Here is a 12,731-nt window from a genome sequence, read left to right on the forward strand (position 1 = left end):
CGCGATCTCTTCCTCCATCTTGAGGAGTTTCTCGCGCTCGCCTTCGAGCATCTTGTCGACGGGCACGCCGGTCCAGCGCGACACTACCTGCGCGACATGGTCGGGGGTCACCGCCTCTTCGACCAGCGCCGCGGCGCCCTGGCTTTCGGTGGCGGCCAGCTTCTTTTCCAGGTCGGGGATCACGGCGTAGGTCAGGCGCCCGGCTTCGGCGTAGTCGCCCTTGCGCTGCGCCTGGGCGAGCGCATTGCGCGCGTTGTCGAGCTCTTCCTTGAGTTTTTGCGCCTGGCCGATCTTGTCCTTTTCGGCCTTCCAGCGTGCGGTCAGCGCGTCCGACTTCTCCTGCAGATCGCTGAGCTCGGCGCTGAGTTTTACCAGGCGGTCGCGCGAAGCGGCGTCCGACTCCTTGCGCAGCGCCTCCTGCTCGATCTTGAGTTGGATGATGCGCCGGTCGAGCTCATCGAGCTCTTCGGGCTTGCTGTCGACTTGCATGCGCTGGCGCGAGGCCGCTTCGTCGATCAGGTCGATCGCCTTGTCGGGCAGGAAACGGTCGGCGATGTAGCGGTTCGACAGCGTCGCCGCGGCGACGATCGCCGCGTCGGTGATGTGGACGCCGTGGTGGACCTCGTATTTCTCCTTCAGGCCGCGCAGGATCGAGATCGTGTCCTCGACGCTCGGCTGCGAGACGAACACCGGCTGGAAGCGCCGCGCCAGGGCGGCGTCCTTCTCGACGTGCTTGCGGTATTCGTCGAGCGTGGTCGCGCCGATGCAATGGAGGTCGCCGCGCGCCAGCGCCGGCTTGAGCAGGTTGGAGGCGTCCATCGCGCCGTCGGCCTTGCCGGCGCCGACGATCGTGTGCATTTCGTCGATGAACAGAATGATTCCGCCCTCGGCCGCGGTCACTTCGTTGAGCACGCCTTTGAGGCGCTCCTCGAACTCGCCGCGGTATTTCGCGCCGGCGATCAGCGCGCCCATGTCGAGCGACAGCAGCTGCTTGTCCTTGAGCGATTCCGGCACGTCGCCGTTGACGATGCGCAGCGCCAGGCCTTCGACGATCGCCGTCTTGCCGACGCCGGGTTCGCCGATCAGCACCGGGTTGTTCTTGGTCCGCCGCGACAGCACCTGCATGGTGCGGCGGATCTCTTCGTCGCGGCCGATGACCGGATCGAGCTTGCCGGCGCGCGCCGCCTCGGTGAGGTTGCGGGTGTATTTCTTCAGCGCTTCATAGGCGTTCTCGGCGCTGGCCGAATCGGCGGTGCGGCCCTTGCGCAGGGTCTCGATCGCCGCGTTGAGCGTCTGCGGCGTCACGCCGGCCTGGCTGAGAATGCGCCCCGCCTCGCTCTTCTTCTCCATCGCGACCGCCAGCAACAGGCGCTCGACGGTGACGAACGAGTCGCCCGCCTTCTCGGCGATGCGCTCGGCGGTGTCGAAAATGCGCGCGGTGGCGGGGTCGAGATAGAGCTGGCCGGCGCCCGCGCCTTCGACTTTCGGCAGCTTGGCGAGCGCCAGCTCGACCGCGGCGAGCGCGTCGCGCGAATGGCCGCCGGCGCGGTCGATCAGACCCGCCGCCAGGCCTTGCTCGTCGTCCAGCAGAACTTTCAGCACGTGCTCGGGGGTGAACCGCTGGTGGTTCTCCCTCAGCGCCAGCGATTGCGCGCTCTCAACGAAGCCGCGCGCCCGCTCGGTGTATTTCTCCAAATTCATCGCCTTCTCCTCCTGGCCCCGCCGACGCCCCGAAGCGACGTCCGGCGGCCCAAAACGCTTTGGCCGCGTGCGGCGGCCTTGAGCCAAATGTAGGAAGGGCGCCCAAGGAGCGGAAGGGCGCTGCGGCGCGCTCGCCGCGCCGAAACGGACGAAATCGCGCTTGTCGCCGCCGCCGGTGGGACTATCGCAGCCCCTTGGCCCGGTCGAGACGTCGGTCGTCTACGCGGCCGTCCGAGAGCGGGGACGCACGTTCGAATAGTCGTTCTTTCCCTCGGCGACCGACAGGTCATAGGCGGCCTGGAGGTTCAGCCAAAACCGGGGATCGACGTCGAAAAACCGCCCCAGCCGGATCGCCGTGTCGGCCGACACGTCCCGACGCTTCCGCACGATGTCGCTGATCCGGTTTCCGGACACGCCGATCGCCTCGCCAAGGGCTCTGGCGGAGAGGCCGAGCGGCTTGAGATATTCCTCGGCGAGGATTTCGCCCGGGTGTGTGCGCAGACGGGGCATGAGGCGCTCCTTCAATGATAATCCACGAGCTCGACGCGATCTGGGCCCGCTTCGGTCCAGACGAAACACAAGCGCCATCGGTCGTTGGCGCGGATGCTGAATTGGCCCGCCCGGTCGCCTTTGAGGGCTTCAAGGGGGTTGCCCGGCGGCGAGCGCAGCGGGTCCAGCGTCGGCGCCGCATCCAACATGTCGAGTTTTCGCGCCACGATCTTGGCGATGGCGCGCCATTGGGTCGGGCAATCGCCGTCCCTGAAAAACCGCTCAGTCTCGGAGTCGGCAAAGCCAATGATCACGCGCGGTGATATATGCTACGTATCGCATAATGTCGAGAGGCGACCGGCGCTCGCGTTTACAGGCTGCGCTCGGCCAGCAGCTGCGCGACATGGGCGCGCAGCTCCGAGACGCCTTCGCCGGTTTGCGCCGAAGTGAAGAACACGTTCGGGTAGGCGGCTGGGCGCTTGCGCAAGGCTTCGAGCGTCGCGGCGACGAGCGCCGGTTGGTCGGCCGCCTTCACCTCATCGCGCTTGGTCAGGACGACGGCGTACGAGACCGCCGTCTTGTCGAGCGCCGTCATCGTCGCTTCGTCGCTGTCCTTGATCCCGCGCCGTCCGTCGATGAGCACGAACGCGCGCATCAGCGACGGGCGGCCGCGCAGATAGTCGCGGATGAGGCCGACCCATGTCGCGGACTTCGCCTTGCCGACCGCGGCGTAGCCGTAGCCCGGCATGTCGACGATGGTCAGCCGCTCGCCGAGCGCGAAGAAGATCAGCTCCTGGGTTCGCCCGGGCGTGTGTGAAGTGCGCGCGAGCGCCGTGCGGCCGGTCAGCGCGTTGATCAGCGACGACTTGCCGACATTGGAGCGGCCGGCGAAGGCGATCTCCGGCGCGCCGATCGGCGGCAGGCCATCGGACTTGGCGGCGGCGAAGAAGAAATCGCAGGGGCCGGCGAACAACTTGCGGCCGGCCTCGATCGCCTCGGGCGCGAAGTCGGCGGCGAGGCCGGTGGTCACGTCGGTTGCGCGCGGCGCACCAGCCGCATGAGGTTGTCAAACAGCTCCACCTTCACGCCGGCGCGCCACATGATGAAAGACTGCTGAAACACCGTCAGCGTGTTGTTCCAGGTCCAGTAGATCACCAGGCCGGCGGGGAACGAGCCGAGCATGAAGGTGAAAATGACCGGCATCCAGGCGAACATCGTCTTCTGCACCGGGTCGGCCGGCTCCGGGTTCAACTTCATCTGCAGGAACATCGAGAAGCCCATGATGAGCGGCCAGATGCCGAGATGGAGGAAGTGGCCGAACATCGGCATCACGGTCGGGTCCCACGGAACGAGCCCGAACAGGGTGAAGAGGTTGGTCGGATCGGGGGCCGAGAGGTCCCGGATCCAGCCGAAGAACGGCGCGTGGCGCATCTCGATGGTGATGAAGATCACTTTGTAGAGGGCGAAGAACACCGGGATCTGGACCACCATCGGCAGGCAGCCGGCGACCGGATTGACGCCTTCCTTCTTGAACAGCTCCATCTGCGCCTGCTGCTGCTTGGCGCGGTCGTCGGGATAGAGATCCTTGAGCGCGGCGATCTGCGGCTGGATCTTCTTCATCTTCGCCATCGAGCGGTAGCTCTGGTTGGCGAGCGGGAAGAAGGCGAGCTTGATCAGGAAGGTGACGATGAGGATGGCGATGCCGAAATTGCCGACGAAGGGGAGGTGGTAGATGAAGTCGATCAGGCGGAACAGCGGCTTGGTGATGAAATAGAACCAGCCCCAGTCGATCATCAGATCGAACTTCTTGATGCCGAGGTCCTTGCCGTAGGCGTCGATGGTCGCCACTTCCTTCGCGCCGGCGAACACCCGCGCAATGGCCGAGCCGGTCGCGCCGGGCGCGACGGCGACAGCCGGGCCGACGAAGTCGGTCTGGTAGTCCTCCGGCTGCGCCGTTCCGCTGGCGGAAAAGCGCGCGTCGATCCCCTCGGTCTGCTCGGGGATGATCGCCGAGCCCCAATATTTGTCGGTGAAGCCGAGCCAGCCGCCGTCGCCCTTGAGCTCGCGGATGCGGCCGGTCTCCTTCTCGATGTTGGCGTAGGTGATCTCCTGCACAGAGCCGTCGCCGATGACGCCGACGAAGCCCTCGTGCAGCACGGCGTAACCGGCGACGTTGGGCTTGCCGCGGCGCAGGATCAGCGCGTAGGGGCGCAGCGACACCGGCCCTGCGCCGTCGTTCTCGACCGAGTCGTGAACGGTGAACATGTATTTGTCGTCGACCGCGATGACGCGCTTGAACTTCAGCCCGTCGCCGTTGTCCCAGGTCAGCGTCACCGGCTTCATCGCCGTCAGCGTCGTCGCGTCCGCGCTCCACAGCGTCTGGCGGTTGGGGGTCTTCACCCCCGCCGCGTCAGTGACGAAGCCGGTCTCGGCCCAATAGGGCTCCGGCGCGCCGACTGGCGAAAACAGGGTGATGTTGGCGCTCTTGGGGTCGATCGTCTCGCGGTAGGCCTTCAGCACCACGTCGTCGATCATGCCGCCGGCAAGGTCGATCGAGCCGCCGAGGCTCGGCGTGTCGATATCGACCCGCGGGCTCGCGGCGAGCGCCTCGGCGCGCGTCTTCGGCGCGGCCTGCGCCGGCGCGCCGGGCGGGGCGAGCGCTGGCGCGCCGCCGACGGTCGGCTGGGCGGCGCCGGTCGGCTGCGCCTGGGTTTGCGTCTGCGCCTGCTGCTGGGCGGCGCGATCCTTCTGCAACTGCGGCGCGGCGAAGAAATATTGCCAACCGATCAGCACCAGCACCGACAGCGCGATCGCCAGGATGAGGTTGCGGGAGTCCTCGGAATTCATGATCGCGGGTCTCTGTCGGTTGCGGTCGGCCTCGCGCGGCCGATCTGCGCGAAGGCGCGCTCCACGTCGGCGACGAGCGCCGCGAAGCGGCGCGTCAACGCCGGGCGGCGCGCCACCAGCACGTAGTCGCTGTCGGCATTGGGCGCAATTGCGCTTGCGGCGACGAGCGCCGCTTTCAGCCGCCGGCGGATGCGGTTGCGCTCAACCGCGCCGCCGATCTTGCGGGTGACGGTGAAGCCGACGCGCGGGCGCGCTTGACCGACTTCGGCTTCGGCGCGCGCGCGCGCCTGCAGGGCGAAGCTTTCGGCTTGGGCGCGCCGGCCGCGCGCGACGCGCTGGAAATCGGCCCGGCGTCGCAGCCGCGTCCAAGCCGGGACCTTCGTTTCCGTTCGCCCTGCGTCCGTGACCAAGGCGTCAGGCTCCCTCATCGCGCGGATGCTCGCGGGCGGCCGCCCAAGGCGGCCGAAGGCAAGATCAGGCCGAAAGACGCTTGCGGCCGCGCGCGCGACGCGCGGCGAGGACCTTGCGGCCGCCGACCGTGGCGCTGCGGGCGCGGAAGCCGTGCCGGCGCTTGCGAACGAGCTTGCTCGGTTGATAAGTCCGCTTCACGTCTTTGACTCCAATGGCGAGATCGGCGCCGACGGCCCTCGCGCCGCCAACAGACCGACCCGGACCTCGCGCGCCGCCCTCCTTAAGGGGGAGCTTCGAACGAGCCGGGAGAATTCCTGACGGCGCTTGCCGCCATCGCGCCGGGCTTATAGTCGCGCCGCGCGCGCCAAGTCAATTGCGGGGGGGCAGGGTGGGTAGCGTCTCAGTTTCAAATTCGGAAAGTGGCAGGCCGTCCATCCTTAGCATGGTGGGCGCGGCAGGCCGGCCCGGCAGTTGGGTCTGGTTGTCGGGGCTTTCGCCCTTGTCGTTTGATAGGACGGCCCTGAGCTTAGATCATCGCTCCAGAAACATCGCGCAAGGGGCGGTCAGGTCACGCCGCTTAGTTTTTGTTTGCCATTTCGACGGCCGACTTCCTGTAATGGCCGCGCTTTTTGGTCGGCGCATCCGCGTCAAGGACGTGCTCGACCTGCTCGCGGCCGGAGCGAGCCGCGAGGAAATCCTCGGCGATTACCCGCTGGTGGAAGCCGGCGACATCGCCGCCGCGCCCGAATACGCGGCGCGACAGAGCGACTGCCCGGTGTTGCGCGTCGCCTGATGCGATTCCTCGTCGACGCTCAACGCTCGCCGTCTCACGGCCGCCGACGGGCAGCGTGATGAATGTGCAGAATCTCGACCGCGGTCGCGACCTGATAGAAGACTCGATAGGGGTAACGAACGAGCGGGACCATCCGAACGCCCGGGCGCTGCTCGACCTTTTGCGCGCTTTCCGGCCAGCGGCCGATGCGCTCCGTCACGGCGCGAAGCCGCCTTTCAAACGAGGCGGAGATCGCCGGATAGTTGGAAGCGAGGAAGGCCAGAATTTCGTCGAGGTCTCGCAGCGCTTCGTCGGTGTAAACGACCTTCATGCCCGACGGTGCTTGGCGAAGACCGCTTCGACTTCCGCGTCCGTCGCGAAGCCGCCTTCGCGCGCGGCCTTGAGCCCGCGGTCGATTCCCGCAAGCTCTTCAGGCGTCGCGCGGTATGCGTCGCCCTTGAGACCGGCGTCAATTTCAAGCGCGATCTCGGCAAGCTCCGCCTGCGCCTCTTCCGGCCAGGTTTCGACGCGCCGCATCGCGTCTTTGAGCGCCTTTGCTGTCATGCCTGCACCATAGCATATCGAGGCGTCGACAGCACCGCCGCAACCGTCTAGGCCGCCGGCAGATCGAGGGTGGGCCAGAGCGGAAGCGCGGCAGCCCGCGCTGTTCGAACTCAGGATTACGGGAGTTGCGGAGGATTACTAAATCCCCGATTGCCAAAGCGCAGGCGCCCCACAGCAACATCTTTCAGATAATCAGAATTCGTGCTAATCTGCTCTTTCGTCAATTCCCTACGCGCGGCGGTCCGTCGCGCGAACGAAAGCGCCGGCCGGTCATGGACGCCCCTGTCCTTTCTTCCCCTTTTCTCCGCTCCGCCGCCTACGGCGCGGGATCGCGAAACGCTGCGGGTCCGCATTCACGCGCTCGCCCAGGCCGGCTGGTCCTATGCAGCGGAGGCGGGCGAAGACTCGCCAGGGGGCGATTCGACCCTTGACGCGTCATAACCCTTTGATAACTCTCGATTTCGGCCAATGAAACCCTTGACAACACTTGACATAACTTGACATAACTTGACGAAAGTCGACGCCTTGCTTGACGCCCGCGCCGCCGCGCTCGTTCAGCCGCCGGGCGGCGGACCGGCGGCGGGCTCGATCTGCTCGAGACAATTGCGGCGGCCGGAGGCGACGCAATCCATCAGCTTGCGATGCTCGTCGAGCGTCTTCATCAGCCAGTAGGCGCCGCCGGCGATGAGCAGCACGGCGATGATGGCGATGAGGTTGGCGCGCGTGCGCCGGTCGTCGTCGTCGCGATCGTCGCGCTCTTCGCTCACGCGATCAGGCTCGCCGCCCTGCCGGCCTCGAACGCCGCCAGGACCTTGGCGACGATCGCCTTGGCGTCGAGCCCGGCGGCGGCATATTGCCGTTCGGGCTTGTCCTGGTCCTGAAAGCGGTCGGGCAGGGTCATCGTCCTGACCTTGAGCCCGCTGTCGAGCGCGCCCGCCTCGGCGAGCAGGCTCAGCACATGCGCGCCGAATCCGCCGACTGCGCCTTCTTCGACGGTGACGATCAGCTCGTGCTCGGCGGCGAGACGCAGGATCAGCTCGCGGTCGAGCGGCTTGGCGAACCGCGCGTCGGCGACGGTCGTCGACAGCCCGCGCGCGGCGAGATCCTCGGCCGCCTTCAGCGCCTCGCCGAGCCGCGTGCCGAGCGACAGGATGGCGACGCGCGAGCCCTGGCGAACGATGCGGCCCTTGCCGATCGGCAGCGGCTGCCCACGCGCCGGCAGTTCGACGCCGACGCCGTCGCCGCGCGGATAGCGCAACGCGATCGGTCCGGAATCGTGGGCGGCGCAGGTCGCGACCATATGGACGAGCTCGGCTTCGTCGGCCGCCGCCATCACCGTCATGTTGGGCAGGCAGGCGAGATAGGCGAGGTCGAAGGCGCCGGCGTGGGTCGGGCCGTCGGCGCCGACCAGCCCGGCGCGGTCGATGGCGAAGCGCACCGGCAGGTTCTGCACCGCGACGTCGTGCACGACCTGGTCGTAGGCGCGCTGGAGGAAAGTCGAGTAGATCGCGCAGAACGGCTTGAAGCCTTCGGCGGCAAGGCCGGCGGCGAAGGTGACGGCGTGCTGCTCGGCGATGCCGACGTCGAAAATGCGGTCGGGATAAGCCTCGGCGAAGCGGTCGACGCCGGTCCCTTGCGGCATCGCGGCGGTGACGGCGACAATCTTCTCGTCGCGCGCGCCCTCGGCGACGAGCGCGTCGGCGAACACGCTGGTGTAGCTCGGCGCGTTGCTCTTCGGCTTCGCCTGGGCGCCGGTGACGACGTCGAAAGCGCTGACGCCATGGTACTTGTCGTCGGCGGCTTCGGCCGGCGGATAGCCCTTGCCCTTCTTGGTGACGACGTGCACCAGCACCGGACCGCGCGGCATGTCGCGCACGTTCCTCAGCACCGGCAACAGGTGGTCGAGATTGTGGCCGTCGATCGGCCCGACATAATAGAAGCCGAGTTCCTCGAACAACGTGCCGCCGGTGAAGAAGCCGCGGCCGTATTCCTCGGTCTGCTTGGCCTTGTCGTAAAAGAAGCGCGGCAGCCGCTTCGCCAGCTGCTTGGCGACGTCGCGCAGCGACATATAGGTGCGGCTGGAGACGAGCCGGGCGAGATAGGCCGACATCGCGCCGGTCGGCGGCGCGATCGACATGTCGTTGTCGTTGAGGATGACGATCAGCCGCGACTGCCGCCCGCCGGCGTTGTTCATCGCCTCATAGGCCATGCCGGCCGACATCGCGCCGTCGCCGATGACGGCGACCACGGCGTTGTCGCGATGGGCGAGGTCGCGCGCCACCGCCATGCCGAGGGCGGCCGAGATCGAGGTCGAGGAATGCGCCGCGCCGAACGGGTCGTATTCGCTTTCGGTCCGCTTGGTGAAGCCGGACAGGCCGCCGCCCTGGCGCAGGGTGCGGATGCGATCGCGGCGGCCGGTGAGGATCTTGTGCGGATAGGCCTGATGGCCGACATCCCAGACCAGCCGGTCGCGCGGCGTGTCGAACACATAATGCAGCGCCACCGTCAGCTCGACGACGCCTAAGCCCGCGCCGAGATGCCCGCCCGTCACCGACACCGCGCTGACCGTTTCGGCCCTGAGCTCGTCGGCGAGCTGGCGCAGGTCGCTGGCCGGCAACGCGCGCAGATCGGCCGGCGTGCGAACGCGATCGAGCAGCGGCGTCTGGGGTTGCGACACGGTTATCCCTTGTCCGGTCCGGAGGATTTGACGACAAAAGGCAGGACTACACCAGATGCGCCGGCGGCGCCAACCGCGCGGGCGCGGCAGGCCGAACGGATCATGCCGGCCCAAGCGAAGCGGCGTCTACGGCCGGACGGCTTCGCCCGGCCGTTGCGTTTTTGCCGATCAGGCGTCGGCGGCGCGTTCGCGCCGCGCGGCCAGCGTGCCGAACACGCGGTCCCAGAAGCCGGTGCTGACGCCGTAATTGACGCCTTCGCGGTAGTGGTGGGTCATGTGGCGCAGGCGCGCCTCGTAAAGCCAGTCGCCCGGCTGGATGTTGAAATGGTGGGTCGCGTGATGGACGAACATATAGGCGGCGTAGCCGAGCATCATGCCGCTGGCGAAGCCGCCGGCGAAGACCGGCGTCGCGCCGCGCAGCGGCAGATAGCAGACGGCGAGGATGAGGCCGCTCGACAGGAACGACGGCACGCCGACGAAGGCGAGCGGCGCCTGGTGATGGGCGTCGTGCAACGGCGTCAGGATCGGCGCGTGGTGATAGGCGTAGCGGTGGACGAGATATTCGACCAGGGTCCACAGGCCTGCGCCGAACAGCAGGCTCAAGCCGAACTCGGGGACCGCCGCCAGGCCGCCGGCGACATAGGCCGCCGCCGCCAGCAGCAACACCGCGATTGGAATCACGACGAAATCGCCGAAATAGAGAAACTTGCCGATCCGCATGGAAGCGCTCCGTCTCACGCAGTCCGCACCGGGTGCAGCGCGACCATAATGGGCGGAATTGCTATTTTCGCAAGCGCGGCCGCAGCGGCGGCTCGAACCGGCGCAGGGTTCACGCGTGCAGGATCGCCGCGAGATCGACTGGGCTCTCTTCGCGCTCGGTAAGCGCGAGATCGGCGACGATGTGGTCGAGATGCTCGGCCATCGCCGCCGCGGCCCGCTCGCCGTCGCCCGCCGCCAGCGCGTCGAGAAAAGCGACGTGCTCATCGTGGCCACATTCGGAGGCCGGGCCACGGCCGTAGAGGGCGATCACCAGCGAGGAACGCGAAATGAGGCTGCGCAGGAATTGCGTCAAGGCGCCCTCGCCGCAGATCGCGGCGACGGCGATGTGGAAGCCGCCCGAGAGGCGGATCGCCTTCTGGCGGTCGCCGCGGCGCAGCGCCTCCGATTCCTCCTCCATCATTCGGCGCAGGCGCGCGACGTCGGCCGGCTTGATCCGCTGCGCCGCTTCGCGGGCGATCGCCGATTCCAGCACCTTGCGGCTGAAAAAGACGTCATGCGCGTCGGCGATCGTCGGGGCGGAGACGAACGCGCCGCGGTGGCGCTCGATGGTGACGATGTGGTCGTGGGCGAGGTCCTGCAGCGCGCTGCGGACAATCGTGCGGCTGGCGCGAAAGATCGCGCCGAGCTGTTCTTCGGCGAGCTTCGCGCCGGGCGGCAGACGATGCTCCACCACCGCTTCGAAAATGCCGCGGTAGATCGCGTCGGCCCTGCCGCCGCGCGCCGCTTGCGGCCATTTCTGCGGAAGCTCGTGTTTCGTCATCGTCGGATGGTGGCCGCGAGGGGCGCGATTTTGGTTTTTCGCCAGTCTGCCACTTGGGGGGCGAATTCGCTATCGAATTTTGTATACAAGATCGCCGGTATTGTAGACACAGGGCGCCCAAGGTTTCGGCGCAGCCTCGCTGGGCTCCCAAAAAGTCCCTGATAAATCAACGCACGCCGATGCGGAGCGGTGTGGCACGGCCCTTGCTGCCGGGTGCTGGCGTTATACCCCGTCACGCGAGCGCCATGGCCCAGTCCGCCAATCTCGAACTCGTCCGCGTCAGCAAGCGCTACGGCGCGACGCTCGCGGTCGACGCGATCGACCTGCGCGTGCCTTCAGACGGCTATTGCTGCCTGCTCGGGCCCTCGGGTTGCGGCAAGACCTCCACCCTGCGGATGATCGCCGGCCACGAGACGGTCAGCGAGGGCGACATCCTGATCGGCGACGCCAACGTCACCGACCTGCCGCCGGCCAAGCGCGGCACGGCGATGATGTTTCAGAGCTACGCGCTGTTTCCCCATCTCAATTGCGTCGACAACGTCGCCTTCTCGCTGAAGATGCGCGGCGTCGACAAGGCGAAGCGGCGCGAGCAGGCGATGGAGTTTCTCGAGCTCGTCGCCATGACGCCCTTCGCCGAGCGCGTACCCGCCCAGCTCTCCGGCGGTCAGCAGCAGCGCGTCGCGCTGGCGCGCGCGCTCATCACCCATCCGCAGATCCTGCTGCTCGACGAGCCGCTGTCGGCGCTCGACCCGTTCTTGCGCGTGCGCATGCGCGCCGAGCTGCGGCGGCTGCAGCGTCGGCTCGGCATTCCCTTCGTTCATGTCACCCACGGCCAGGACGAAGCGCTCGCGCTCGCCGACCTGGTGGTGGTGATGAACAAGGGGCGCATCGAGCAGGCGGGCTCTCCGCTCGAAGTGTTCGAGAAGCCGGCGACCGAATTCGTCGCCCGCTTCCTCGGCGGCCACAATGTCATCGAGACCCCTGCGGGCAAGATCGCGGTGCGCGCCGATCGGGTGACATTGGTCCCGGACGCCTCGAACCTGTCGCGCCTCGGCGCGGTCGTCACCAGCGTCGAATACCAGGGCGCGTCCTATCAGGTCGGGCTCGAAGGCGGCGGCGCGCGCGATCTCTCGGCGGTCCTCGCCGACGCGGATTTCGCCAAGACGCCGCTGACGATCGGCGACCGCGTCGGTCTCGCCTGGCTCGACGAGGACATCCATCAGCTTTCGCCTGCGTCATGAGCGGCGCCGGTGTTTTAAGGAGGAAGTGAGCATGACGAAGAGGCACAATAACGCCGGCGCCGGCGTCACGCGGCGCAATCTCCTCAAGGCCGCCGGCGCGCTCGCCGGCGCGGGCGCAGTCTCCAGTTTCCCGGCGCCGGCGGTGTGGTCGGCCGAGGAAAAAGTGCTGCGTTATCTCGGCACCGCGGTGAACCAGTCCGACGACATCACCAAGAAGGTGAAGGAAGACACCGGCATCACCATTCAGAACATCGTCGCGACCACCGACGACGTCACCAAGCGCGTCGCGACCCAGCCGAACTCGTTCGACGTTCTCGACACCGAGTATTTCAGCCTGAAGAAGCTCGTCCCCTCGGGCAACATTCTCGCGATGGACGCCAAGAAGATCAAGGAATTCGACAACATCACGCCGATCTTCACCAAGGGCCAGCTGCCCAACGGCAAGGTCATTGGCGATCAGGGCACCGCGCCCAAGAAGGTGATGTTCCT

The 12,731-nt window shown here is 67.3% G+C and carries 16 protein-coding genes; 3 read left to right on the plus strand and 13 right to left on the minus strand.

All coding sequences use genetic code 11. The annotated features are described in order from the left end of the window. From ABSF49_RS15290 to rpmH, 7 genes are all read right to left on the minus strand, one after another. Positions 1-1,701 (minus strand): Clp protease N-terminal domain-containing protein (locus ABSF49_RS15290; RefSeq protein ID WP_424113515.1); only part of this gene is annotated, 1,701 nt, incomplete at its 3' end. Between the two features lie 219 nt (positions 1,702-1,920). Next, positions 1,921-2,211, minus strand: coding sequence for a HigA family addiction module antitoxin (locus ABSF49_RS15295; RefSeq protein WP_424113516.1), 291 nt, complete (start codon positions 2,209-2,211; stop codon positions 1,921-1,923). Positions 2,212-2,222: 11 nt separating this feature from the next. Beyond that, positions 2,223-2,504 (minus strand): type II toxin-antitoxin system RelE/ParE family toxin, encoded by a 282-nt coding sequence (locus ABSF49_RS15300; RefSeq protein ID WP_424113517.1) that lies wholly within the window; start codon positions 2,502-2,504, stop codon positions 2,223-2,225. Between the two features lie 56 nt (positions 2,505-2,560). Continuing rightward, positions 2,561-3,220 (minus strand): ribosome biogenesis GTP-binding protein YihA/YsxC, encoded by a 660-nt coding sequence (yihA, locus tag ABSF49_RS15305; protein WP_424113518.1) that lies wholly within the window; start codon positions 3,218-3,220, stop codon positions 2,561-2,563. Beyond that, on the minus strand, positions 3,217-5,037 hold the full coding sequence (yidC, locus tag ABSF49_RS15310) for a membrane protein insertase YidC (protein ID WP_424113519.1): 1,821 nt from the start codon (positions 5,035-5,037) through the stop codon (positions 3,217-3,219). The genes yihA and yidC overlap by 4 nt, the downstream gene beginning before the upstream one ends. Continuing rightward, positions 5,034-5,447 carry a ribonuclease P protein component gene (gene rnpA / locus ABSF49_RS15315; RefSeq protein ID WP_424113520.1) on the minus strand — a complete coding sequence of 138 codons (414 nt, stop codon included), beginning with the start codon at positions 5,445-5,447 and terminating at the stop codon, positions 5,034-5,036. Before rnpA ends, yidC begins: the two co-directional genes overlap by 4 nt. Positions 5,448-5,511: 64 nt before the next feature. After that, positions 5,512-5,646, minus strand: coding sequence for a 50S ribosomal protein L34 (rpmH, locus tag ABSF49_RS15320; protein ID WP_424113521.1), 135 nt, complete (start codon positions 5,644-5,646; stop codon positions 5,512-5,514). Between the two features lie 418 nt (positions 5,647-6,064). Here rpmH and ABSF49_RS15325 point away from each other — a divergent pair, with 418 nt between their 5' ends. Further along, positions 6,065-6,241 (plus strand): DUF433 domain-containing protein, encoded by a 177-nt coding sequence (locus ABSF49_RS15325; RefSeq protein WP_424113522.1) that lies wholly within the window; start codon positions 6,065-6,067, stop codon positions 6,239-6,241. Positions 6,242-6,275: 34 nt separating this feature from the next. Here the strand turns inward: ABSF49_RS15325 and ABSF49_RS15330 are convergent, their stop codons facing one another. The 6 genes from ABSF49_RS15330 to ABSF49_RS15355 form a co-directional block, all read right to left on the minus strand. Further along, entirely contained in the window at positions 6,276-6,551 is a 276-nt protein-coding gene (locus tag ABSF49_RS15330) for a type II toxin-antitoxin system RelE/ParE family toxin (protein WP_424113523.1), read from the minus strand. Further along, positions 6,548-6,757, minus strand: a complete 210-nt coding sequence (locus ABSF49_RS15335; RefSeq protein ID WP_424113524.1) for a hypothetical protein — start codon at positions 6,755-6,757, stop codon at positions 6,548-6,550. The genes ABSF49_RS15330 and ABSF49_RS15335 overlap by 4 nt, the downstream gene beginning before the upstream one ends. A gap of 581 nt (positions 6,758-7,338) precedes the next feature. Next, positions 7,339-7,551: a hypothetical protein gene (locus ABSF49_RS15340; RefSeq protein WP_424113525.1), complete on the minus strand. Its 213-nt coding sequence runs from the start codon at positions 7,549-7,551 to the stop codon at positions 7,339-7,341. Continuing rightward, the gene (gene dxs, locus ABSF49_RS15345; protein ID WP_424113526.1) at positions 7,548-9,461 is read right to left on the minus strand and encodes a 1-deoxy-D-xylulose-5-phosphate synthase; all 1,914 of its coding nucleotides are present in this window, start codon (positions 9,459-9,461) and stop codon (positions 7,548-7,550) included. Before dxs ends, ABSF49_RS15340 begins: the two co-directional genes overlap by 4 nt. Before the next feature lie 168 nt (positions 9,462-9,629). Beyond that, the gene (locus ABSF49_RS15350) at positions 9,630-10,181 is read right to left on the minus strand and encodes a sterol desaturase family protein (protein ID WP_424113527.1); all 552 of its coding nucleotides are present in this window, start codon (positions 10,179-10,181) and stop codon (positions 9,630-9,632) included. 109 nt (positions 10,182-10,290) lie between these two features. Further along, the gene (locus tag ABSF49_RS15355; RefSeq protein ID WP_424113528.1) at positions 10,291-11,001 is read right to left on the minus strand and encodes a GntR family transcriptional regulator; all 711 of its coding nucleotides are present in this window, start codon (positions 10,999-11,001) and stop codon (positions 10,291-10,293) included. Between the two features lie 245 nt (positions 11,002-11,246). Between ABSF49_RS15355 and ABSF49_RS15360 the strand changes: the two genes are divergently transcribed. After that, positions 11,247-12,242: an ABC transporter ATP-binding protein gene (locus ABSF49_RS15360; protein WP_424113529.1), complete on the plus strand. Its 996-nt coding sequence runs from the start codon at positions 11,247-11,249 to the stop codon at positions 12,240-12,242. A 31-nt stretch (positions 12,243-12,273) separates the two neighbouring features. After that, positions 12,274-12,731: twin-arginine translocation signal domain-containing protein (locus tag ABSF49_RS15365; RefSeq protein ID WP_424113530.1), on the plus strand; the 458-nt coding region annotated here is incomplete at its 3' end.

The organism is Roseiarcus sp., from assembly GCF_049514155.1.
In the GTDB taxonomy this organism is placed as follows: Bacteria; Pseudomonadota; Alphaproteobacteria; order Rhizobiales; family Beijerinckiaceae; genus Roseiarcus.

What these genes read in the sequence shown, in the direction of transcription:
- ABSF49_RS15295 (WP_424113516.1), bottom strand. Translation starts at nt 2,211, where the DNA reads ATGCCCCGTCTGCGCACACACCCGGGCGAAATCCTCGCCGAGGAATAT.
- yidC (WP_424113519.1), bottom strand. Translation starts at nt 5,037, where the DNA reads ATGAATTCCGAGGACTCCCGCAACCTCATCCTGGCGATCGCGCTGTCG.
- ABSF49_RS15325 (WP_424113522.1), top strand. Translation starts at nt 6,065, where the DNA reads ATGGCCGCGCTTTTTGGTCGGCGCATCCGCGTCAAGGACGTGCTCGAC.
- ABSF49_RS15330 (WP_424113523.1), bottom strand. Translation starts at nt 6,551, where the DNA reads ATGAAGGTCGTTTACACCGACGAAGCGCTGCGAGACCTCGACGAAATT.
- ABSF49_RS15335 (WP_424113524.1), bottom strand. Translation starts at nt 6,757, where the DNA reads ATGCGGCGCGTCGAAACCTGGCCGGAAGAGGCGCAGGCGGAGCTTGCC.
- ABSF49_RS15350 (WP_424113527.1), bottom strand. Translation starts at nt 10,181, where the DNA reads ATGCGGATCGGCAAGTTTCTCTATTTCGGCGATTTCGTCGTGATTCCA.
- ABSF49_RS15355 (WP_424113528.1), bottom strand. Translation starts at nt 11,001, where the DNA reads ATGACGAAACACGAGCTTCCGCAGAAATGGCCGCAAGCGGCGCGCGGC.
- ABSF49_RS15360 (WP_424113529.1), top strand. Translation starts at nt 11,247, where the DNA reads ATGGCCCAGTCCGCCAATCTCGAACTCGTCCGCGTCAGCAAGCGCTAC.